The 20,232-nt window shown below is 69.0% G+C and carries 17 protein-coding genes; 8 read left to right on the top strand and 9 right to left on the bottom strand.

Annotation, left to right across the window (positions count from 1 at the left end; genetic code table 11):
• Nucleotides 1-34: 34 nt before the first annotated feature.
• Together K7G19_RS09000 and K7G19_RS08995 are read right to left on the bottom strand one after the other, a co-directional pair.
• The gene (locus tag K7G19_RS09000; RefSeq protein ID WP_226106907.1) at nucleotides 35-1,297 is read right to left on the bottom strand and encodes a glycosyltransferase WbuB; all 1,263 of its coding nucleotides are present in this window, start codon (nucleotides 1,295-1,297) and stop codon (nucleotides 35-37) included.
• A 19-nt stretch (nucleotides 1,298-1,316) separates the two neighbouring features.
• Nucleotides 1,317-2,318: a GDP-L-fucose synthase gene (locus K7G19_RS08995; RefSeq protein WP_149318564.1), complete on the bottom strand. Its 1,002-nt coding sequence runs from the start codon at nucleotides 2,316-2,318 to the stop codon at nucleotides 1,317-1,319.
• A gap of 311 nt (nucleotides 2,319-2,629) precedes the next feature.
• Here K7G19_RS08995 and K7G19_RS08990 point away from each other — a divergent pair, with 311 nt between their 5' ends.
• The 3 genes from K7G19_RS08990 to K7G19_RS08980 are packed head-to-tail and all read left to right on the top strand — an operon-like array spanning nucleotide 2,630 to nucleotide 5,372.
• Nucleotides 2,630-3,901 (top strand): hypothetical protein, encoded by a 1,272-nt coding sequence (locus tag K7G19_RS08990; protein ID WP_149318563.1) that lies wholly within the window; start codon nucleotides 2,630-2,632, stop codon nucleotides 3,899-3,901.
• Nucleotides 3,898-4,701, top strand: coding sequence for a glycosyltransferase family 2 protein (locus K7G19_RS08985; protein ID WP_150084717.1), 804 nt, complete (start codon nucleotides 3,898-3,900; stop codon nucleotides 4,699-4,701). Before K7G19_RS08990 ends, K7G19_RS08985 begins: the two co-directional genes overlap by 4 nt.
• The gene (locus K7G19_RS08980) at nucleotides 4,698-5,372 is read left to right on the top strand and encodes a hypothetical protein (protein WP_006577967.1); all 675 of its coding nucleotides are present in this window, start codon (nucleotides 4,698-4,700) and stop codon (nucleotides 5,370-5,372) included. The genes K7G19_RS08985 and K7G19_RS08980 overlap by 4 nt, the downstream gene beginning before the upstream one ends.
• 189 nt (nucleotides 5,373-5,561) lie before the next feature.
• On the opposite strand, the gene K7G19_RS08975 is transcribed toward K7G19_RS08980, so the two are convergent.
• From K7G19_RS08975 to K7G19_RS08955, 5 genes are all read right to left on the bottom strand, one after another.
• Complete coding sequence (locus K7G19_RS08975) at nucleotides 5,562-6,866, bottom strand: lipopolysaccharide biosynthesis protein (RefSeq protein ID WP_226106904.1); 1,305 nt, start codon at nucleotides 6,864-6,866, stop codon at nucleotides 5,562-5,564.
• Nucleotides 6,867-6,973: 107 nt separating this feature from the next.
• A complete protein-coding gene (gmd, locus tag K7G19_RS08970) occupies nucleotides 6,974-8,200 on the bottom strand; it encodes a GDP-mannose 4,6-dehydratase (protein ID WP_226106902.1) in 1,227 nt (408 codons plus the stop codon).
• Nucleotides 8,187-9,611: a mannose-1-phosphate guanylyltransferase/mannose-6-phosphate isomerase gene (locus K7G19_RS08965; RefSeq protein ID WP_226106900.1), complete on the bottom strand. Its 1,425-nt coding sequence runs from the start codon at nucleotides 9,609-9,611 to the stop codon at nucleotides 8,187-8,189. Before K7G19_RS08965 ends, gmd begins: the two co-directional genes overlap by 14 nt.
• 239 nt (nucleotides 9,612-9,850) lie before the next feature.
• On the bottom strand, nucleotides 9,851-10,180 hold the full coding sequence (locus tag K7G19_RS08960) for a YXWGXW repeat-containing protein (RefSeq protein ID WP_150084720.1): 330 nt from the start codon (nucleotides 10,178-10,180) through the stop codon (nucleotides 9,851-9,853).
• A gap of 619 nt (nucleotides 10,181-10,799) precedes the next feature.
• Nucleotides 10,800-11,657 carry a MurR/RpiR family transcriptional regulator gene (locus K7G19_RS08955; protein WP_226106898.1) on the bottom strand — a complete coding sequence of 286 codons (858 nt, stop codon included), beginning with the start codon at nucleotides 11,655-11,657 and terminating at the stop codon, nucleotides 10,800-10,802.
• A gap of 222 nt (nucleotides 11,658-11,879) precedes the next feature.
• On the opposite strand from K7G19_RS08955, the gene iolC reads away from it, so the two are divergent.
• The 4 genes from iolC (at nucleotide 11,880) to K7G19_RS08935 (ending at nucleotide 16,887) form a co-directional block, all read left to right on the top strand.
• Complete coding sequence (gene iolC, locus K7G19_RS08950) at nucleotides 11,880-13,847, top strand: 5-dehydro-2-deoxygluconokinase (RefSeq protein ID WP_226106896.1); 1,968 nt, start codon at nucleotides 11,880-11,882, stop codon at nucleotides 13,845-13,847.
• Nucleotides 13,844-14,674: a 5-deoxy-glucuronate isomerase gene (gene iolB, locus K7G19_RS08945; protein WP_226106894.1), complete on the top strand. Its 831-nt coding sequence runs from the start codon at nucleotides 13,844-13,846 to the stop codon at nucleotides 14,672-14,674. The genes iolC and iolB overlap by 4 nt, the downstream gene beginning before the upstream one ends.
• A 140-nt stretch (nucleotides 14,675-14,814) precedes the next feature.
• Entirely contained in the window at nucleotides 14,815-15,834 is a 1,020-nt protein-coding gene (locus K7G19_RS08940) for a tripartite tricarboxylate transporter substrate binding protein (RefSeq protein WP_149318555.1), read from the top strand.
• A 72-nt stretch (nucleotides 15,835-15,906) separates the two neighbouring features.
• A complete protein-coding gene (locus K7G19_RS08935) occupies nucleotides 15,907-16,887 on the top strand; it encodes a tripartite tricarboxylate transporter substrate binding protein (protein WP_150084723.1) in 981 nt (326 codons plus the stop codon).
• Between the two features lie 204 nt (nucleotides 16,888-17,091).
• Here the strand turns inward: K7G19_RS08935 and K7G19_RS08930 are convergent, their stop codons facing one another.
• Both K7G19_RS08930 and K7G19_RS08925 read right to left on the bottom strand, forming a co-directional pair.
• Nucleotides 17,092-18,522, bottom strand: a complete 1,431-nt coding sequence (locus K7G19_RS08930; RefSeq protein ID WP_226106892.1) for an MFS transporter — start codon at nucleotides 18,520-18,522, stop codon at nucleotides 17,092-17,094.
• Nucleotides 18,523-18,527: 5 nt separating this feature from the next.
• On the bottom strand, nucleotides 18,528-18,971 hold the full coding sequence (locus tag K7G19_RS08925) for a nucleoside deaminase (RefSeq protein ID WP_149318553.1): 444 nt from the start codon (nucleotides 18,969-18,971) through the stop codon (nucleotides 18,528-18,530).
• Between the two features lie 289 nt (nucleotides 18,972-19,260).
• On the opposite strand from K7G19_RS08925, the gene K7G19_RS08920 reads away from it, so the two are divergent.
• Nucleotides 19,261-20,145 carry a LysR family transcriptional regulator gene (locus K7G19_RS08920; RefSeq protein WP_370639524.1) on the top strand — a complete coding sequence of 295 codons (885 nt, stop codon included), beginning with the start codon at nucleotides 19,261-19,263 and terminating at the stop codon, nucleotides 20,143-20,145.
• Nucleotides 20,146-20,232 lie beyond the last annotated feature (87 nt).

The raw sequence follows: 20,232 nt of genomic DNA, 5'->3' as shown, positions 1-20,232 counted from the left end.
CAAACGCCGCCCGAAACGCCCGAAACGCCGTCCGTTACTCGGTGCCGACGCTCGCGGCCGGCACGCTGACCGCCGCGCGCTCGCCGCACAGGGCCTGCATCGCGGCCTCCCAGCGGCCCAGCACCGCGTCGCGGTCCAGATGCCGCTCGGCCCAGGCGCGGCCCGCCGCGCCGAGCGCGTCTCGCGTCGCCGGGTCGGCGGCCAGCGCATCGATCGCCGCGGCAAGCGCGAGGCCGTCGCCCGGCGCGACCACGCGCCCGCAGCGCGCCGCCAGCCGGGCCAGCTCGGTGCCGGGATGCGCGGTCGCAATGACCGGCCGGCCGCTGGCCAGCATGCCCGCCAGCTTCGACGGCAGCACCAGGTCGGCGGCATCGGCGCGCTGCGGCAGCAGATGCAGATCGGCGGCGGCCAGCAGCGCGGGAAAGCGCGAGGCCGGCTGCAGCGGCAGGAAACGGACCTGCGGCAGCCCGGCGCACGCCTGCTCGAGCGCGGCACGGCCCGCGCCGTCTCCGCACAGCACGAACCAGATGTCTGGCCGGTCGCGCAACTGGCGCGCGGCCTCGGCCAACACTTCCAGTCCCTGCTTGTTGCCCATGTTGCCGGAGTACAGGGCTACCGTGGCATCGGGCGCAATGCCCAGCCGACGCCGATAGAGACTGCCGCGGCCGGGCTGGATCGCGCGCAGGTCGACCCAGTTCGGAATCAGTTGCGTGCGTGCGGCCGGCGCGCCCTTGTCGCGCGCGAGCCGCAGCATTGCCTCGGAGATCGTCGATACGCGGTCGAAACCGGCCATCGCATGGCGCTCCAGCCCATAGGCGAGCCTGCGCAGCAACGGCTGCTTCAGCAGTCCGAGCGCGAAGGCGGCATCGACCTCGTAGTCCTGCACATGCAGCCAGGTCTTCGCACCGGTCCAGCGGCCGAGTAGCAGCGCGGCGGGGCTGCACAGCAGCGGCGGCTCGACCACCATCACCACGTCCGGACGCCAGCGCCATTGCGCCAGCAGGCAAGGCAGGCTGCTCAGCGCGAAGCTGGCCAGATGCAGCACGCGCTTGAAGCCAGACGGCCGGCGCGGCACCCAGATCGGCGCGCGCCATACCTGCACGCCGTCGTGTTGCTCGCGCCGGTATTGCCAGGCGCGGTAGCCGGCGCCGACACGCCAGGCCGGATAGTAGGGCGGGGCCGTGACGACGCGCACCTGGTGGCCGCGCGCGGCGAACCAGCGAGCCTGTTCGCCTGTGTACTTGCCGATGCCGGTCAGCTCGGGAGCGTAATTGAGGCAGTACAGCAGGATCTTCATCGGCGGGACCTGCGCGGGCTCAGCGCAGCGCGACCAGCCGCGGCTGGCGCCGCGGCGGGCTCTCCAGGCGGCCGCTTTGCAGCGCGTCGCGATAGGCCAGCCGCAGTCCGTCGACCAGCGACACGGTCGGCTTCCAGCCGGTCGCCTCGATCCGGCGCGAGTTCAGCCGCTTGCGCGGCGTGCCGTCGGGTTTGCTGGTGTCGAAGCGGATCGCGCCGCGAAAGCCCACGGTGTCGGCGATCAGCTCGGCCAGCACGCGGATGCTGACCTCGTCGGGGCTGCCCACATTGAAGAAACCCGGCGCGCCGGCGTGGTTGCGATATTCCTGCTGCGGCAGCGCCATCAGGTGCACGCAGGCCTGGCCGAGATCGTCGGCGTAGAGGAATTCGCGCAGCGGCGTGCCGGTGCCCCACACCACCACCTCGCTGGCGCCGCTCTGCTTGGCCTCGTGGAAGCGCCGCAGCAGGCCGGGTATCACGTGGCTGTTCTCCGGGTGGTAGTTGTCGCCGGGGCCGTACAGATTGGTGGGCATCGCGCAGCGGAAGTCGGTGCCGTATTGCCGGTTGTAGCTCTCGCACAGCTTGATGCCGGCGATCTTGGCGATGGCATACGGCGCGTTGGTCGGCTCCAGCGCGCCGGTGAGCAGCGCCGCCTCGTCGATCGGCTGCGTGGCGAAGGCCGGATAGATGCAGCTCGAACCGAGGAACAGCAGCCGCTTGACGCCCGAGCGCCACGATTCATGAACGACGTTGGCCGCGATCAGCAGGTTCTGCTGGATGAACTCGGCCGGATAGGTGTTGTTGGCATGGATGCCGCCGACACGTGCGGCGGCCAGGTAGACCTGATCGATGCGCTGCTCGGCGAAGAAGGCGCGTACCCTGGCCTGGTCGCACAGGTCCAGTTCGGCATGCGTGCGGGTGATCACGGTGATGTCGGGACGCGCGCCGAGCGCGCGCACGATGGCGCCGCCGACCATGCCGCGATGGCCGGCAACGAAGATGCGTTGTGGAGGCTGATTCATGGCTGTGACACTGACTGTGGATCGGCGAATTGGGCCACCGGCGTGGCGATCGGGCGAGGATCGGGAACGCCGGGCTGCACCCGGAAGGGCGTGCACTGGACGGACTCTAGCGCGCGATCCCGCTCCCGACTGTGGGCTTGCGCACATTGGCGCGGGGCGGCTCGAACCGGTGTGCGCCATCGAACGGAAAACATGCTTACCCCCCGGCATCGTGCGGCCATGCGGGTCCGTGGGCTCGCGGGTCCGGATGTCCGGTTCCGCCCTGGTCCCGCACGGCATACCCGCTCACCGACTCAGAAGGCGGTCAGACCATGCAAACCACCTCGACCCTGCCGATCGGCGCCCGCACCAGCCACGCCGCCCTGCTGCTGTACCTCGGGCTCGGCGCACTGTGTGCGATCAAGCTCAATGTGATCGGCGAAGTGTACGTCGGCGAATTCATCGCGGCGGCATACGGCCTGGCGATGCTGTCGACGCTGCGGATCGAGCGCGGCTATGCCACCTTCCTCGGCCTGACATTGATGTGGGCGTTCGCCCAGGCGCTGTCGGACCTGTCCAACAGCACGCCGCTGACCAGTTCGATCAAAGGCGTGCTGGCGCCGGGCGTGTTCTTCCTGACGGTGTTCGCGATCGGCACGCACTTCAGCCAGGGCAGTCCGAAGCGGATCTGGTATTTTCTGATCGGCGCCGCGCTCAGCGAGATCTTCAACGTGAGCCGGGCCCCGACCGAGGAGATGCTGTACAACCCCTGGAAGTGGGGTTATGCGACGCCGGTGCTGATGCTGCTGCTGTGCTATCTGGCGCTGGCACGCGCCGGCGCGCTGCGCATCGCGCTGTGCATCCTGGCCTATTGCGCCGTGTCCGCGGCGTTCGACTTCCGCAGCGCGGCGGGGCTGCCGCTGCTGGCGCTGGTGATCTACCTGCTGCGCCGTAGCGCCGTGGTTGCGTGGGTGCGCAGCCTGACCAATGCGCGCGGCGGCATTCCCTTGCTGTTCGGCGTACTGGTGCTGGTGATCGCGGCGCTCAACGCGCTGTTCTCGATGGTCTTCGCGCATGCCGGCGAGTTCGGCTTCCTCACCCCCGAAGCCGCGCACAAATACACCGTGCAGGCCACCAGCGAGCTCGGCATCCTGTTCGGCGGCCGCTCGGAGATCCTGATCTCGATGCGCGCCTTCCTCGATGCGCCGCTGCTCGGCCATGGCTCGTGGGCGATCGACCGCAACGGCTACCAGGACGCCTACAGCGTGATGGTCTACCAGATGGGGGCCGCGCTCGACGACAAGATCGTCGTCACCGACGACACGCTGATTCCCGCCCACTCCTTCCTGATGGGCGCGCTGATCTGGAGCGGCCTCGTCGGCGGCCTCTACTGGATCTGCATGTTGGCCCGCACGCTGTGGTTGTTCGTGCGCAATATTCCCACGCTGCCGATCTTCTTCTATGTCGGCACCGCGCAGTTCGTCTGGGACGTGTTCTTCTCGCCGTTCTCGGCGGACCACCGCTGGGAGTCCGCGCTGTTCCTCGGCATGCTGTTCGCCTGGCACCATGCCTCCCGCAATCGCCAGCTGCGGAGCGTGCAATGAAATTCAGCGTGGTGACGGTCTCGTTCAACCAGGCGCGGTATCTGGAGCAGGCGATCCGTTCGGTCACGGGCCAGCGCGGTTGCGAGATCGAATACATCGTGGTCGATCCGGGCTCGACCGATGGCAGCCGCGACATCATCGCGCGCCATGCCAGGTCGATCGACCATTGCATCCTCGAGCCCGACAACGGCCCCGCCGACGGCCTGAACAAGGGCTTCGCGGCGGCGACGGGGGAGATCTTCTGCTACCTGAACTCCGACGACCTGTTCCTGCCGGAGGCGTTCGCCAAGGTGGCCGCCTACTTCCGCCGCTATCCGTCGTCCGACGTGATCTGCGGCAACGGCTACGTGATCGACGGCGAGGGCGCACTCGTGCGGCGCGTCTACTCCGACCGCTTCGGCCTGCGGCGCGCCGCCTATGGCGCCAGCATTGCGATCCAGCCGTCGACCTTCTTTCGCGCCGAGACCTATCGCGCGGTCGGCGGCTTCAATGTCGAGAACCGCTCGAACTGGGACGGCGAACTGGTGGTCGACATGGCGCTGGCCGGAGCCACCTTCCGCAATGTGCCCGACTTTCTCAGCTGCTACCGCGTCTACGCCGAGTCGATCACCGGCTCGGCGCGGATGGCCGAGGCGCACCGGCAGTTCGAGCAGCGCATGTTCCGCAAGATTCTGGGGCGCGATCGCCGCCGCTACGACGATCTGGCGTCGGCCTGGTTCCGCGTGACCAAGCATCTGGCCAATCCGCGCGCCGCCTATGAGCGCGTGGTACGCGGCCCCGTGTTCGGGAGGCAGTCATGATCCGGAAAGTGCTGGCGGCCGTCTCGATCGGCCTGCCGTGGCCGCTGCGGCGGCGGCTGCTGAACCGCTTCTGCGGCGCGCGCATCGATCCGAGCGCGCGCATCGGCTGGTCGCTGGTGCTGTGCGACGAGCTCGAGATGGGGCCGCACTCGCACATCGCCCACCTGACGCTGGTCAAGGGCATCCGCCGGCTGAGCCTGGGCGAGCATGCCATTCTCGGCAGCCTGAACTGGGTGTCGGGATTCCCGCAGGGGCTGACCGATTCGCCGCATTTTCGCGATGCCGCCGACCGCGACCCGGCACTGGTGATCGGCCGGCATGCCGCGATCACCTCCCGCCATATCCTCGATTGCACCGACACCATCACGGTCGGTGCGTATTCGACGGTGGCGGGCTATCGCAGCCAGATCCTGACGCACAGCGTGTCGATCCGCGAATCGCGCCAGCGCTGCGCGCCGGTGACGATCGGCGCCTACTGCTTCGTCGGCACCGGCTCGATCCTGCTGCCCGGCGCGGCACTGCCCGACTACAGCGTGCTGGCCGCCGGCGCGGTGCTGAACCGCAGCATGGCGGCGCCACACATGCTGTACGGCGGCTGCCCGGCGAAGGCGGTGCAGGAACTGCCCGAGGACCTGGCTTATTTCCGGCGCGAGGAAGGGTATATCGTCTGACGGTGCGCACGGCGCCCGATGTCAGATGCGTCGTCCCCGCGCCCGCGGGGGACCCGGCGGCTCGCGAAGACGCCCATCTCCGCATCCGCCGCGCATCCGCCGCCTGCATCCGCTGCCTGCATCCGCCGCAATGACAGCCAACGAGGGGATGATCCGTTCAGGGCTTGACCGGTTCAGAGCTTGACCGGTTCAGGGCTTGGCCAGCACCCCGGCCAATCCGTGCCGAGCGAAACCGTGTATCAGCGGCAGCAGCGCCAGCAGGATCAGCAGCTCGGTGGCAAGCACGCCGAACGACACCGCCGCCTGGCCCAGCAGCTTGCCGCCCGCCACCGCGATCAGCAGACCGGCGGCGTTTGCCGCCAGATACACCAGCGACAGCCGTGCGTGGTTGTTGGTCGAGGTCACCATCACCGATGCCGTATGCCACAGCGAATTGACCACCGCGGCCGCCAGCAGCCAGCTGTAGTCGGGATGGATCGGCGCGATCTTGCCATGCGTCCACAGCTGGCAGATCCATTCACCGGCGATATACAGGAACACGCCGCAGGCACCGGCCAATCCCACCGAGGCGCTGAGCGCATGACGGAACAGGGCGCGCAGCGCGCGCGCGTTGCGCTGGCCATAGAGCCGGCCGATCTCGGGAGACAGCGACTGGCTGATCAGCTGGCCCAGCTGGTAGGGGATGCGCGAGAGCGTGCGCATCGCGCTGAAGTAGGCGACGAAGGCGGGACCGAAGACAAAGCCCGCGCACAGCACCATGCCCTGCATATTGAGGGCGTTGCCGATCGGGAAGGCATTGAGCGCCAGCGCGGGCAGCAGCATCTCGCGCAGTTCGGCTCGCGAAAACGCCGATACGCCGGCGCGCGCCCATGCGGCCAGGCGCACCATCCGCACATACGTCACCACCACCAGCAGTACCCGCACAATAGCCAGCAGCGTCAGCAGCAGCAGGAAGCCGCCATCGAACAGCAGCACGCCGGCGGCGAGCGCGACGAATTCGAGCAGCCGGAACAGGTTCAACCACATGATGGCCTCGGCGTAGCGCCCCACGCTGTAGAACACGCCGTGCGACAGCAGTGCAAACATGTAGCCGACCACGTAGATCGCGATCATCAGCATCGCCAGCACCGCCGCGCCGCCGGCCAGGCCGGTCCATCCCTCGATCGCGTCGCCGAAGGCGGCGCCGGCCAGCATCGCCATCCCGCCCAGCACGGCGCCGATCGACAGCAGCAGCACCAGCGTCGACTGGTAGCACACCACGGCGGCGCGCTGGTTGCCCGCCGCGATGCTCATGTTGATGCGATTGACCGCCACGCCGGTGAAGCCCAGGTCGGCGAGCCCCAGATAGACCGGTACCGCAATGACCATCAACCAGGTGCCGTAGCGCTCGGGCCCCCAGGCCGCCAGGAACAGCGGCACGCTGAGCAGCTGGGTCAGGATGGTGACCACCTGCCCAAGGGCGTTGGCGCCGATGCCGCGCAATATCCGCTCCACGCTTTCCTCTTTCTTTGCGCGGCCCGGGCCCGCCGCAGCAGGCCCGGGCCGCCATCCATGCGCCGGCGCTTGCGCGCCGCCGCACTGACGCGTTTGCCATCAGCCCATCATTCGTGGTGATCGTAGGCGCGGAAGCCTGCCAGCTTGCACAGGGCATCGCGCCGCGCCGCCGCGTAGTCGGCGCCGATCATCTCGCGTACCAGTTCATCGAAGGTGGTGGTCGGCGACCATCCCAGCCGCTCGCGCGCCCGCGTGGGATCGCCCAGCAGCGTGTCGACCTCGGTGGGGCGGAAGTAGCGTGGATCGACCCGCACGATCACGTCGCCGACCTTGCGTCCGGGCGCCAGCTGGTGGCGGCTGTTGTCGATCGCGTCGATCACGCCGATCTCGTCAACCCCGCTGCCTTCGAAACGTACCGTGATGCCCAGTTCGGCGGCGGCCCGCTGCACGAATTCGCGCACGCTGTGCTGCTCGCCGGTGGCGATCACGAAGTCCTCCGCCTGTGCCTGCTGCAGCATCATCCATTGCATCTGCACGTAGTCGCGCGCATGGCCCCAGTCCCGCAGCGAGGACAGGTTGCCCAGGTGCAGCGTGTCCTGCAGGCCGAGCGCGATCCGCGCGATGGCGCGCGTGATCTTGCGCGTCACGAAGGTCTCGCCGCGCAACGGGCTCTCGTGGTTGAACAGGATGCCGTTGCAGGCGTACATGCCATACGCCTCGCGGTAGTTCACCGTGATCCAGTACGCGTAGAGCTTGGCGGCCGCATACGGGCTGCGCGGATAGAACGGCGTGGTTTCCTTCTGCGGAATCTCCTGCACCAGGCCGTACAGCTCCGAGGTCGACGCCTGGTAGAAGCGCGTGGTCTTTTCCAGGCCGAGGATGCGGATGGCTTCGAGCAGCCGCAGCGTACCGAGCGCATCGGTGTTCGCGGTGTATTCCGGCTCCTCGAACGACACCTGCACGTGGCTTTGCGCCGCCAGGTTGTAGATCTCGTCGGGCTGCGATTGCTGCACCACGCGCACCATGCTGGCGGTATCGGTCATGTCGCCGTGGTGCAGGAACAGGCGGCGGTCGGGGGCCTGCGGGTCCTGGTACAGATGGTCGATCCGCTCGGTATTGAACAGCGAGCTGCGGCGCTTGATGCCATGGACCTCGTAGCCCTTGGCCAGCAGCAGCTCGCACAGATAGGCGCCGTCCTGGCCGGTGATGCCGGTGATCAGCGCACGCTTGCGGCGTGCCCCGCTGCCGGCCGACGCCTCGTCGTGCTGCCGCGGCTGGAGTTCGAGATCGCCGGCCGCGAGCGGGCCGAGCGGTTGCAGGTCAAGTGCGCCCATAAATGTCTGCCATCCTGATGATGTCGTCTTCGCCAAGGTACGAGCCGGACTGGATCTCGATCAACTCGAGCGGGATCCGGCCGGGATTTTCTAGACTGTGGGTTTCGCCGATCGGGATATAGGTGGACTGATCCTCGGTCAGCAGGAATTCGACGTCGCCGCGGCGCACGCGCGCGGTGCCCGACACCACCACCCAGTGCTCGGCGCGGTGGTGATGCTTCTGCAGCGACAGCTTGGCGCCGGGTTTGACGCTGATGCGCTTGACCTGATAGCGCTGGCCGTGGTCGACGCTGTCGTACGAGCCCCACGGCCGGTAGACCTGTCGATGCTGCGTGGCCTCGGGGCGTCCCTGCGCGCGCAGCGCTTCGACCAGCTGCTTGACGTCCTGCGCATGGTCCTTGTGGACGACCAGCACGACGTCGGGCGTCTCCACCACGATCACGCTGTCGAGCCCGGCCACCGCCACCATCCGATGCGAGGCGTGGACCAGGCAATCGCGCGCGCCGTGCGTGACCACGTTGCCGACCGCCGCGTTGTTGCCTTCGGTCTTCTCGGCCGCCTTCCACACCGCGTCCCACGAGCCGATATCGCTCCAGTCGGCCGCGAGCGGCGCCATGCGCCCGTCGCGCAGATGCTCCATCACCGCATAGTCGATCGAATCGGACGGGCACGCGCCGAAGGCATCGGCATCGAGCCGGCAGAAGTCCAGATCGGATTTGCCGCGCGCCACCGCCTGTTCGGCGGCACGCAGGATGTCGGGGGCGAACTGCCGCAGCGCATCGAGATAGACCGAGGCGCGGAACAGGAACATGCCGCTGTTCCAGAAGCAATTGCCTTCGCCGAGGAAGTCGGTGGCCTGCTCCAGCGAAGGCTTCTCGACGAATCGCTTGACCGTCATCAGCGCGCCATCGTTGGTCGGCACCGCCTTGATATAGCCGTAGCCGGTGGCCGGGAAGGTCGGCACCACGCCCAGCGTGGCAACAGCGCCCGCCGCGGCGGCCACGCTGGCGGCGGTGACCGAGCGCGCGAACGCCGCGTGGTCGCGGACCAGATGGTCCGACGGCAGCACCAGCAGGATCGGATCGTCGCCGCCCGCCTGAGCCTTGATCGCGGCGACCGCGGCCGCCGGCGCGGTGTTGCGCGCATGCGGCTCGAGCAGGATCGCCGCCGGTTCGCAGCCGATCTCGCGCGCCTGTTCGGCGACGACGAAGCGGTGCGCTTCATTGCTGACGAGGATCGGCGCGCCGACGCCGTCGATACCGCGCACGCGCAGCAACGTGTCCTGCAGCAAGGTATGGTCGCCAAGCAGACGCAGGAACTGCTTCGGATGGCCGTCGCGCGACAGCGGCCATAACCTCGAGCCGGTGCCGCCGCACAGCACCACCGGTACGATTCGATTCTCGCTTGCCATGACACCTCCAACCGGCCGCTGCGCGCGCCGATGCGATTGGGTGAAACCGTCAGGGCAAGTGTATCGACCGCTGTCCCGCAGCAATGTTTGTTAGGCAACAGAGATCGACGGTCACCGTCTCGCGCCGCAGGTGGCGCAGCGATGACAAAAAGGGCCGGCGCAATGGCCGGCCCTGCGGGGCTCAAACAAAGAGAGTGGATGGGGGCGCTTCTCTCGTTCCAGCGAGACAGCGGGCGGGTTTATCGCACCCAGTGTCCCGGCCGCATCACCCAGCCGTGCGGCCCGCGCACCCAGCGCTCGGGCACATAGCGGTAGCCGGGGCGGGCGCGTTCCCAATGGCCCGGTTGCCATACATAGCGCGGACCGGCGGCACGCCAGTAGCCCGGCACCCAAACCTGTCCCCGGCGTGCGGCCCGTGGCGCTTCGTAGCGCGGCGGTGGCGGCGCGTCACGGCGATAGCCATGGTCGCGATCGTAGCGATGGCCGTCATGCGCCTGGGCCGGCGACACGAGGCCGAAGGCCGAGCCGGCGGCGAGGGTGGCGAGCGCGAGAATCAGAGGGCGGGTCATGAGGTACTCCTGGTCCGGGTAACAAGCTGGGCGTTGCGGTGATGCACTGCGATGCGGTTCGGGGCCGTTGGCGCGGCCGCAATTCCATCAATAGCGGTGATGGCGATGGTGATGCCCGTGCCCATGTCCATGCGGCACGACGATGCAGGCGGACAGCATGGCGGCGGTGGCGGACAGCAGCACGAGGATGGAGAGGGTTCGTTTCATCTGTGGGCTCCTTGGCGGGGCGCGTTGAACATGGCTGCAATGTAGCGGTGCCCCCGCTGCGGCGGCCGTTGCACTTGTAAGGCACTCTCACAGCGCCATCGCGTCGCCGCGGCCGCGTCGAGCGACGGCGTCGATTGGCGTATCTCCTTGCGCGGCAAGGCTTTTTCGCCAGGATGAACGCGTGTGGAATCGCCGCGCCGCGTTGCGCGTGCGTAATGTGGCGTTACATCGGAAATGAATGCGGGCAGGGCGGCATGCCGATCGGCACGCCGAGCCTGCGAATTGGCCAGCGAATCGGCGAGCAAATCGGCCAGCGAACAGGTCAGCGAACAGGCCAGGGAACAGCCAGTAAGTCGGCCGTTGAATCGGCCAGGGAATCAGCCAATCAGCCGGGGAACCCGCCGTGGGCGCGTCAGTGCGCCGTGCTGGTGTACTCGATCTCGAGCCGGTAGGCGACCGCGAGGAACAGCGATTGCGCCAGGCACAGCGTGCTGGTCAGCGAGCGGAAGCCGAAGGTCGCGCCGTCCTGGACCTGCAGCAGCACGCTGGCGTGTTCGGCCAGCGGGCCGAGCGCGCTGTCGCTCAGTGCGACGATGCGCGCGCCCTGCGCGGCGGCGGTCCGGACGCACGCCAGCGTTTCCTCGGCATAGGGCGCGAACGAGACCGCGATCATCACGTCGCCCGGCTGGATGGCGCGCAGCTGGCCCTGCTGCATATGCCCAAGGCCATTGAGCCACTGGATCGGCTTGCTGGTGTGCTGCAGCGCGTAGGCGAGGTAGGCGCCCACCGGGAAAGCCCGTCGCGATGCCACCAGCCAGATCGACGGCGCCTCGACCAGCATCTCGACGGCCTGGCCGAAGCGTTCGCCGTCGACCTCGCGCTGCAGGGCCTCGAGGCTGTCGAGGCTGCCCGCGATGACCTCGTGCGCGATGTCCGCCGGCGCCAGCGGACCGCCCTTGCTGCCGATCAGCGCGCGCAGCCGGTCGCGATAGTCCCGATTGGGCGCCAGCTGCCGGGCCGCCGCGGCGCGGAACAGCGCCTGCATCTGCGAATACCCCGACAGTCCGAAATGCTTGGCGAAGCGGACCATGGCCGAAGGCTGCACGCCGCAATGGCGGGCCGACTCGTTGACGCCGTCGAGCACCAGCTGCTCGCGATGGCTCTCGACGTACTGCGCGATCGCCTTGAGCTGCCTGCTCAGTTGTGGGAAGCCGGCGCGCACGGCGGCCAGGAATTGATCGGCGTCTGCGTAGGGAAGGGATTCGCTCATCGGTGTTCGGTGCCGCCGCGCTGCCTCTCCGGCGGCAGCATCGTGCAGGCCGCATGTGGAGAGACAGGCATTGAATTGGAATTTATTTTCTCACACAACAAAAAACAGAACAAATTTTCTATTCTCGCGCTATCATCGCTTCCATCGCTGGCGCAGCCGCTCGGTCCCGATCCACGGCAGCGACCAAGACAAGACAAGACAGCAGACAGAGACAGCACCTCCATGCGCACCCTCCCATTTCCCGATCAGCGCGATTTCGATGTGGCCTGCCTTGGCCGGCTGGCGGTCGATCTCTATGCGCAGCAGATCGGCTGCAGCCTCGAGGCGGCCAGCACCTTCGCCAAATACCTGGGCGGCTCGTCGGCCAATATCGCCTTCGGCACCGCGCGGCTCGGCTTGCGCTCGGCGATGATTTCGCGCGTCGGCAACGAGCAGAACGGGCGCTTCCTGCTCGACACGCTGCGCCGCGAGGGCTGCGACGTCAGCCGGGTGCAGATCGACGCCGCGCGGCTGACCGGCATGGTACTCCTGGGCATCAAGGACCAGGACACCTTCCCGCTGCTGTTCGCGCGGGAGAACTGCGCCGACATGGCGCTGGATGCCGAGGCCATCGACGCCGCCTTTCTGGCCCGCTGCCGCAGCCTGGTCATCACCGGCACGCATCTGAGCACGCCCGGCGTGCTGGCCGCCTCGCGGCGCGCCCTCGAGATCGCCGGGCGCCACGGCGTGGTGCGCGTGCTGGACATCGACTACCGCCCGGTGCTGTGGGGCCTGACCGGCAAGGGCGACGGCGAGACGCGCTATATCGGCAATGCCGAGGTCAGCCGCCACCTGCAGGCGCAGCTCGGCGCGTTCGAACTGATCATCGGCACCGAGGAGGAATGGCTGATCGCCGGCGGCGTCGAAGGCGACCTGATGGCCAGCCTGCGCCAGGTGCGCGCCTGCACGCAGGCCACCCTGGTGGTCAAGCGCGGACCGCTCGGCTGCACGATCGTCACCGGCGAGATTCCGCCGACGCTGGACGATGCGCTGACGGTGCTGGGCGAGCGGGTCGAGGTGCTCAACGTGCTCGGCGCCGGCGATGCCTTCGCCTCGGGCCTGCTCGCCGGCCTGCTGTGCGGCAAGGACTGGCGCGAATCCGCTGCCATCGCCAATGCGTGCGGCGCCATCGTGGTGTCGCGGCACGGCTGCGCGCCGGCGATGCCTACGCCCGCCGAGCTGGCGCACTGGTTCTCCGGCCATCGGCATCCGCGGCCGGACCGCGATCCGACGCTGGCCCATCTGCATCGCGTGTCGGCGCCGCGCCAACCGTGGCCCGAGCTGTACGTGCTGGCCTACGACCATCGCTCGCAATTCGAGGAGCTGGCGCGCGCGGCAGGCGCCAACGTGGCCGAGATCCCGCGGCTCAAGCGGCTGATCAACGAAGTGGTGGCCGAGGTCGAATGCGATCCGGGCTGCGGCGGCAAGATCGGCGTGCTGATCGACGGCCGGCTGGGCGAATCGGCGCTGCATCAGGCCACCGGTCGGGGCTGGTGGGTGGGCCGCCCGATCGAGCTGCCCGGTTCGCGGCCGTTGCGCTTCGACGGCACGCGCTCGCTCGCTTCCGAGCTGGCGCACTGGCCGCGCGAGCAGGTCGTCAAGTGCCTGGTGTTCTATCACCCGGACGATCCGGCCGCGCTGCGCGCGGAGCAGGACGACTACCTGCAGGCCGTATGGGAAGCGACCCGCCACAGCGGCCACGAGCTGCTGCTCGAGGTCATTCCGCCCAAGGACACGCTGGCACCGGATGACCGGGGCGAAGCGGTGGTCCGCGCGATCCGCCACTTCTACGACATCGGCCTGAAGCCGGAATGGTGGAAGGTCGGCGCGATGTCGGCAGCGCAATGGCAGGCGCTGGACCGGCTCGTGCAGGAGCGCGACCCCTGGTGCCGCGGGGCGGTGATTCTTGGCCTGAACCAGCCGCTCGAGCAACTGCTCGATGGCTTCGCGCAAGCCAGCTCGCCGCTGGTCAAGGGCTTCATGATCGGCCGCTCGGTATGGGCCGAGGCGAGTCTTGCGTGGCTGCGCCGCGAACTGGACGACGACGCCTTCCAGGCAAGGGTCGCCGCCAACTTCCGCCGGCTCATTGCAGGCTGGCGCAGCACCCGGCCCGCGCCCACGGGCGACAGCACCACACGGGAGGCAGCATGAATCCGAGGTCGATGCGCAACACCGGCAGCCTGCTGGTCAAGGCCCAGCCGGGCCGCCATATCGTCGACATCACGCCGCAGTCGGCCGGCTGGCGCTATATCGGCTTTCGTGCAATCCGGCTCGACGCCGGCGAGGCCGAAGCGTTGTCCACCGGCGCGCGCGAGCTGTGCATCACGGTGTTGTCGGGGCAGCTCGACGTGGTGGTCGGCACGCAGCGGTTCAGCGCGCTGGGCAGCCGCCGGTCGGTCTTCGAAGAACAGTCCCCGTATGCCGTCTATGTGCCGCCGGGCCGCGACGTGCAAGTCATCGCGCGCGATGCGGCGGAGATCGCGTTCAGTACCGCACCGGCCGAGGGCCGCCTGCCATGCCGCGTGATCGAGCCCGCGCAGATGCGGCGCAGCGTCCGCGGTCAAGGCGCCAACACCCGCCATGTCTGCGACATCCTGCCCGAGACCGAGGCCGCCGAATCGCTGCTGGTGGTCGAGGTGATCACGCCCGGGGGGCATTCGTCCAGCTATCCGCCGCACAAGCACGACAGCGCCGACGCGAGCGACCCGCTGGCCGAAACCGCGTTGGAGGAGGTCTATTACCACCAGCTCAATCCCTCGCAGGGCTTCGCCTTCCAGCGCGTCTATACCGACGACCGCAGTCTCGACGAGGCGATGGCGGTCGAGCATCGCGATGCGGTGCTCGTGCCGCGCGGCTATCACCCGTGCACGGCGCCGTACGGCTACGACCTCTATTACCTGAACACGATGGCCGGGCCGGAACGGCGCTGGGCCTTCCGCAACGACCCCGCGCATGAGTGGCTGATGGCGCCGCGCTGAAGCGCCGCGCCAGTGCCGCTCGAGTGCCGCCCGACACTGCTCAAACGCCGAACCCGCTTGATCCCCGCCGCAGGGCGGACACCCGCATCGCCATACGACAAGGGAACACCGCAGTTCCCGCCAAGACAGGAGACATCGCCATGAAGACCCGCATCCCCCGCGGCATTGCCCGCGCCTTCGCCGCGCTCGCCACGACGCTTGCCACGTCACTGGCCACGACGTTTGCCTGCGTGGCCCCGGCCGGCGCACAGACCTTCCCCAGCCAGCCCGTCAAATGGATCGTGCCCTATGCGCCGGGCGGTACCACCGACGTGATCGCGCGCAACCTGGCGCTGCGCATGGGGCAGGACCTGGGCCAGCCCGTGGTGGTCGAGAACCGGCCCGGCGCGGCCAGCATCATCGGCGCCACCGCCATCGCGCGAGCGGCGCCCGACGGCTATACGGTCGGCACCGCGGACTCGGGCACGCTGGCCTTCAACCCGGCGATGTATTCGAGCCTGACCTATGACGCGGGCAAGGACTTCACCTTCATCGGCGGACTGGGCCGGATGCCGCTGGTGCTGGCCGTGCATCCGTCCTTTCCGGCGAAAGACCTGAAGGAGTTCGTCGCGCTGGTGCGCAAGTCGCCGGGGCGCATTTCTTCGGCGTCGTCGGGGCCCGGCTCGCCGCTGCATGTCGCGCTGGAACTGTTCAAGCAGCGTACGCGTACCGACATCCTGCACGTGCCCTACAAGGGCTCGTCGCCGGCGCTGCAGGACCTGATGGCCGGCCAGGTGCAGACCATGTTCGTCGACTTGCCGCCGAGCCTGTCGATGATCCGCGCCGGCAAGATCCGCGTGCTGGCCGTGGCCACGCCCCAGCGACTGCCGATCCTGCCCGACGTGCCGACCATGGCCGAATCCGGCCTGCCCGAACTCGCGGGCTTCGAGGCCTATGCATGGCAGGGCTTTGTCGGCCCGGCCAAGCTGCCGCAGCCGGTCGTCGCGCGGCTCAACCAGGAACTGGTCGCCGCGCTGCGCCATCCGGGCACGCGCGCCAAGCTCGAGGAGCTTGGCATCCAGCCGATGCCGATGTCCGCCGCGGAGTTCGGCGATTTCACGCGCAGCGAGCAGAAGCTGTGGTCCGGCGTGATCAAGGCCGCCGGCATCCGGCTCGATTGAGCGCGGCCTGCGCCGGTTCTCTCCTCGCTCCTGCTCTCGCTCCAGTCTTTACCGTACCCCGGAGTTTTCGTCATGAATGAACCGCTTCATCAACGCCGCGCCGTGCTGCGCGCGCTCGCTGCGATGTCTGCCACCGCGGCCTGCCCGGCGCTGGCCCAGGGCGGCGCCTACCCGTCGCGCCCGATCGAACTGATCGTGCCGTTTGCGGCGGGCGGCGGCACCGATGTGCTTGCGCGCGCCTTCGCCGAGGCCGCGCGCAAGCATCTGCCGCAGAACCTGGTGATCCTGAACAAGTCGGGCGCCAGCGGCGCGGTGGGCTGGGCTGATCTGGTCAGCGCCAAGCCCGACGGCTATCGGCTGGCGGTGATCACGGTCGAGCTGACGATGATCCCGCATCTGGGTCTGGCCAAATTCACCGCCGACGACATGACGCCAGTCGCGCGCCTGAACGCGGACCCGGCCACCATCGCGGTGCGCGCCGATTCGCCCTTCACGACCATCGAGGCGTTCCTGGCCGCCGCCCGCAAGCAGCCCGATTCGATGCGCGTGGGCAATGCCGGTCCCGGCTCGCTCGGCCATCTGTCCGCCGCCGCGCTGGAGGACAAGGCCGGCGTGCGCTTCAACCATGTGCCGTTCCGCGGCGCGAATCCGGCGGTGCTCGACCTGCTCGGCGGACATATCGAAGCGGTGGCGGTGACGCCGGTGGAAGTCGCGACCTATGTGGCCGCCGGCAAGATCCGCCCGCTGGCGGTGATGTCGGAGCAGCGCATCAAGGCGGGCTGGGAGAACGTGCCGACGCTGAAGGAGCGCAACGTCGATCTGGTCATTCACGGCTGGCGCGGCATCGCGGCGCCCAAGGGCACGCCACCGGACGTGGTCGCCCGCCTGGGCAGCGCCATCGCCAAGACCATGCAGGACCCCGCGCTGCGCGAGACGATGGCCAAGCAGAACATGGGCGAAGGCTATCTGGACGAAGCCGCCTTCAAGCGCGTGATCGCGCGCGACAACGCTACCTTCAAGGCGCTGATCGAAAAACTGGGGATCAAGACCTGATCGGAAGTCCGGGCCGGCCTACGCAGAAACGGGTACGGTCGGCTTCGGCAGCGCGGCTGCGGTACGCAGAAACGGGTACGCATCGTCGTGCAGTGTGCCCCGTTGCAGCGGCCATGCGGGCGAACTGGTGGCGTCGGAAAGAGAAGAAGGAGCGCCGATGTGGCCGAAGGCGAAGACCGAAGCCTTCGCCTTCGCAGGCAGCCATCAGACCCGGCTCGGCATCGCCAGCAGATACCGGCGCGGATCGAAGCGCGTGGTGGCCAGCATCACCAGCACGACCGCGGCGAGGTGGTACCACCAGGCGGTGGCGAAGCTGCCGGTTGCGTCGTGCAACACCGCCGCCAGCCACGGGGCGCAGCCGGCCAGCAGGAAGCCGCCGCCCTGCATCAGCGCGCCGAGCGCGGCGGCGTCTTCGGGGCGGGGCAGGTGGTCCAGCGCGACCACCAGGTAGAGGGAGAAGCAGCCGCCGAGGCCGGCGCCGCCGATGATGGCCCATGCGGGCGGCGCGAGATCGGGCCATCCGGCCAGGCCGGCGAAGCCGATCGCCTGCAGGGCGAGCGCGAGCGCCAGCCATGCGCGGCGATCCGGGCTGCGGGCCGCCAGCGTCGGCAGCGCCAGCGCGGCAACGGCCTGCGCCACCGACATCACCGCGATCAGGCCGCCCGAGGCCGGACCGCTCCAGCCGCGCTCCTGGTAATAGGCGGCGAGCCACGCGATCAAGGAGGCATAGCCGCCGTTCATCACGCCGAACGAGGCCATCAGCAGCCAGGTGCGTGGGCGCTTGAGCAGGCGCAGCACCGGAATCGCGGTGGGGCGGCTGGCTTTGGCACTGGCATCAACGGTGTGGGCGGCGTTCGCTTTGGCCCTGGCATCGGCGACGTGAGCGGCGTTGGCTTTGGCGCTGGCATCAACGGTGTCGGTGGCGTTCGCTTTGGCCCTGGCATCGGCGACGTCGGCAGCGTGGGCTTCGGCTCTGGCATCAACGACGTCGTTGGCGTTGGCTCTGGCATCGGCGATGTCGCCGGCAGGAATCGCTGGCTCGACCGCCGCATCGCGCGGCAGCGTCCGCCACGCCAGCAGCCATCCGGCCCATGCCGGCAGCGCCCACACCGCAAGCCCCGCATGCCAGCTGCCGCTCAGGCCGGCGATCCACGGCGTCAGCTGCGCGCCAAGCGCGCCGCCCGCCATCAGCGCGGCCGAATAGAGGCCCATCACCATCGCCATCCGCGTCGGAAACCGGCGTTTGACGATCGCGGGCAGCGCCGCCTGCGCGGCCGCCGTCCCGAGGCCGCACAGCGCGGCGGTGGCGATCAGCGCCGTGCCGCCGGGCCAGGCGAGCCGCAACAGCGAACCAATGCCGACCAGCGCCAGTGCGAGCAGCACCGCGCGCCGCTCGCCGAGCCATCGGCGCATCGCCGGCGCGAGGCAGGCGCCGACGCCGATCAGCACCATCGGCAGCAGCGTCAGCCACGCCATGCCGCGGTAATCCAGCCCGGTGCTGTTGCGGATGACCGGCGCCAGCGGGCCGATGCCAGTCAGGAAGGGACGCAGGTTCAGGCCGGCCAGCACGATCGCCGCCAGCGCCCAGCCCGGCGCGCCGAGGCCGCGCCGGCCGGTGGAGACTTCAACTGCCATGGAACTCAACGGCCATAGACCGCATCGGCGGTGACACCCACATCGAGGCGGATCAGCGGCAGCGGCGGCGGATCGAGCGTCAGCCGCAGCGCCTGGTAGGTGGCCTCGCTGGACAGGCCATAGGGCGCGGCGTCGTTGTTGTCGAACGCGTAGTAGACCTCCTGCACGCCGCTGATCACCAGCGCGGCCAGGCACATCGGGCAGGGATGGCCGCTGGCATAGACCGCGCAGCCGCGCAGGTCCGGGCTCTGCAGGCGCCGGCTGGCGGCGCGGATCGCCTCCATCTCGGCATGGCTGGTCGGATCGTGGCTGTGGACGATGCCGTTGACGCCGGTCGCGATCAGCTGGCCGTCGCGCGCCAGCACGGCGCCGAAGGGCCGGCCGCCGCGTGCGCGATTGGCCTGCGCCAGATGCACGGCTTCGCGCAACAGGGATTCGTGGTTGGACATGGGGATGCCTCCCGGAAAAAGAGCCTGCGGGTAGAGGACCAGACTGTACGCGCGCGCTTGGCAATTGGGAAATTAAATGATGGAATGCTCGGCAGGGAGGAATCAAATAGATGCGCAAAGGCCCGCGCAAGGGCCGGCGCCCCGGCGCCAAGACCCGCGCAATCGAGCTGGGCAAAGACGCGCGCAAAAGACCGCTCAAAGGCCCCCCAAAGGCCCCCCGAAAAACCGCCCGAACACCTGCGCGAATCCCTGCCCAAATGGCCGCCTCGAACGACACCCCTTGAACGACATCCTCGATCCCCAACTGCTGCGCAGCTTCGTCGCCGTGGCCGACAGCGGCAGCTTCACCCGCGCCGCCGAGCGCGTCCATCTGACCCAGTCCACCGTCAGCCAGCAATTGCGCCGGCTCGAGGAACAGTGCGGCTGCGCGCTGCTCGACCGCGGCGGGCGCTATGTCACGCCGACCCCGGAGGGCGAACGGCTGCTGGGCTATGCACGGCGGATCCTGCAACTGTCGGGCGAGGCCGTCGCGCAGATCCGCGACAGCGCGGTGCAGGGCGAGATCCGGCTCGGCGTGCCGGAAGACTTCGCGGCGCAGACGCTGACGCCGGTGCTGGCCGATTTCGCGGACGCGTGGCCCGGCGTGCGGCTCGAGGTCACCAGCGGCCTGAGCCACGAGCTATGGCAAGGCTTCCAGGAGGGGGATTTCGATCTGGCGCTGATCAAGCAGCGCGAGGGCAGCGCCGCCGGGTTGGCGAGCTGGCCCGAGCCGCTGTGCTGGATCGACAGCCGCCGGCGTCCCGCCTTCGGGCGCGAGCCGGTGCCGCTGGCCGTCTTTCCCGGCGGCGCCCTGTATCGCGGCGAGATGACGCATGCGCTGGAGGCGAGCGGCCGGCGCTGGCGCATCGGCTTCGTCAGCGCCAGTCTTGCCAGCCTGAGCTCGGCGGTGGCCGACGGCCTGGGCATCAGCCTGCTGCCGCGCCGCGTGGTCACGCGCGCGCATCGCGTGCTCGACGAGCCCGCGCTGATCGGCGCGGTGCCGCCGGTCGAGCTGAGCCTGCATGCCAGGCCGGAACCGTCGGCGCCGGCGCGGGACATGGCGGCACGGTTGCAGGCGATGTGCGATGCCATGATGCGGCGCGACCAGCGGCGCGGTCAGCCGCGCGATGCGTAGCCCCACGATTGGCGCGAGCAGCAGCCCGAACAGCAGGGCGAACAGAAGCGCCAACAGCAGCGCCAACAGCAGCGCCAACAGCCGCGC

Origin of the sequence: Cupriavidus sp. DB3 (assembly GCF_020418465.1) — a bacterium.
Taxonomy (GTDB): domain Bacteria; phylum Pseudomonadota; class Gammaproteobacteria; order Burkholderiales; family Burkholderiaceae; genus Cupriavidus; species Cupriavidus cauae.
The sequence above is the reverse complement of the archived record's forward strand: the minus strand, read 5'-3'. Positions and strand labels throughout refer to the sequence as shown.

Bases quoted from the DNA above. Each gene is read 5' to 3' on its own strand.
- K7G19_RS09000 (WP_226106907.1), bottom strand. From the start codon at position 1,297: ATGAAGATCCTGCTGTACTGCCTCAATTACGCTCCCGAGCTGACCGGC.
- K7G19_RS08995 (WP_149318564.1), bottom strand. From the start codon at position 2,318: ATGAATCAGCCTCCACAACGCATCTTCGTTGCCGGCCATCGCGGCATG.
- K7G19_RS08990 (WP_149318563.1), top strand. From the start codon at position 2,630: ATGCAAACCACCTCGACCCTGCCGATCGGCGCCCGCACCAGCCACGCC.
- K7G19_RS08985 (WP_150084717.1), top strand. From the start codon at position 3,898: ATGAAATTCAGCGTGGTGACGGTCTCGTTCAACCAGGCGCGGTATCTG.
- K7G19_RS08980 (WP_006577967.1), top strand. From the start codon at position 4,698: ATGATCCGGAAAGTGCTGGCGGCCGTCTCGATCGGCCTGCCGTGGCCG.
- gmd (WP_226106902.1), bottom strand. From the start codon at position 8,200: ATGGGCGCACTTGACCTGCAACCGCTCGGCCCGCTCGCGGCCGGCGAT.
- K7G19_RS08965 (WP_226106900.1), bottom strand. From the start codon at position 9,611: ATGGCAAGCGAGAATCGAATCGTACCGGTGGTGCTGTGCGGCGGCACC.
- K7G19_RS08960 (WP_150084720.1), bottom strand. From the start codon at position 10,180: ATGACCCGCCCTCTGATTCTCGCGCTCGCCACCCTCGCCGCCGGCTCG.
- K7G19_RS08955 (WP_226106898.1), bottom strand. From the start codon at position 11,657: ATGAGCGAATCCCTTCCCTACGCAGACGCCGATCAATTCCTGGCCGCC.
- iolC (WP_226106896.1), top strand. From the start codon at position 11,880: ATGCGCACCCTCCCATTTCCCGATCAGCGCGATTTCGATGTGGCCTGC.
- iolB (WP_226106894.1), top strand. From the start codon at position 13,844: ATGAATCCGAGGTCGATGCGCAACACCGGCAGCCTGCTGGTCAAGGCC.
- K7G19_RS08940 (WP_149318555.1), top strand. From the start codon at position 14,815: ATGAAGACCCGCATCCCCCGCGGCATTGCCCGCGCCTTCGCCGCGCTC.
- K7G19_RS08935 (WP_150084723.1), top strand. From the start codon at position 15,907: ATGAATGAACCGCTTCATCAACGCCGCGCCGTGCTGCGCGCGCTCGCT.
- K7G19_RS08930 (WP_226106892.1), bottom strand. From the start codon at position 18,522: ATGGCAGTTGAAGTCTCCACCGGCCGGCGCGGCCTCGGCGCGCCGGGC.
- K7G19_RS08925 (WP_149318553.1), bottom strand. From the start codon at position 18,971: ATGTCCAACCACGAATCCCTGTTGCGCGAAGCCGTGCATCTGGCGCAG.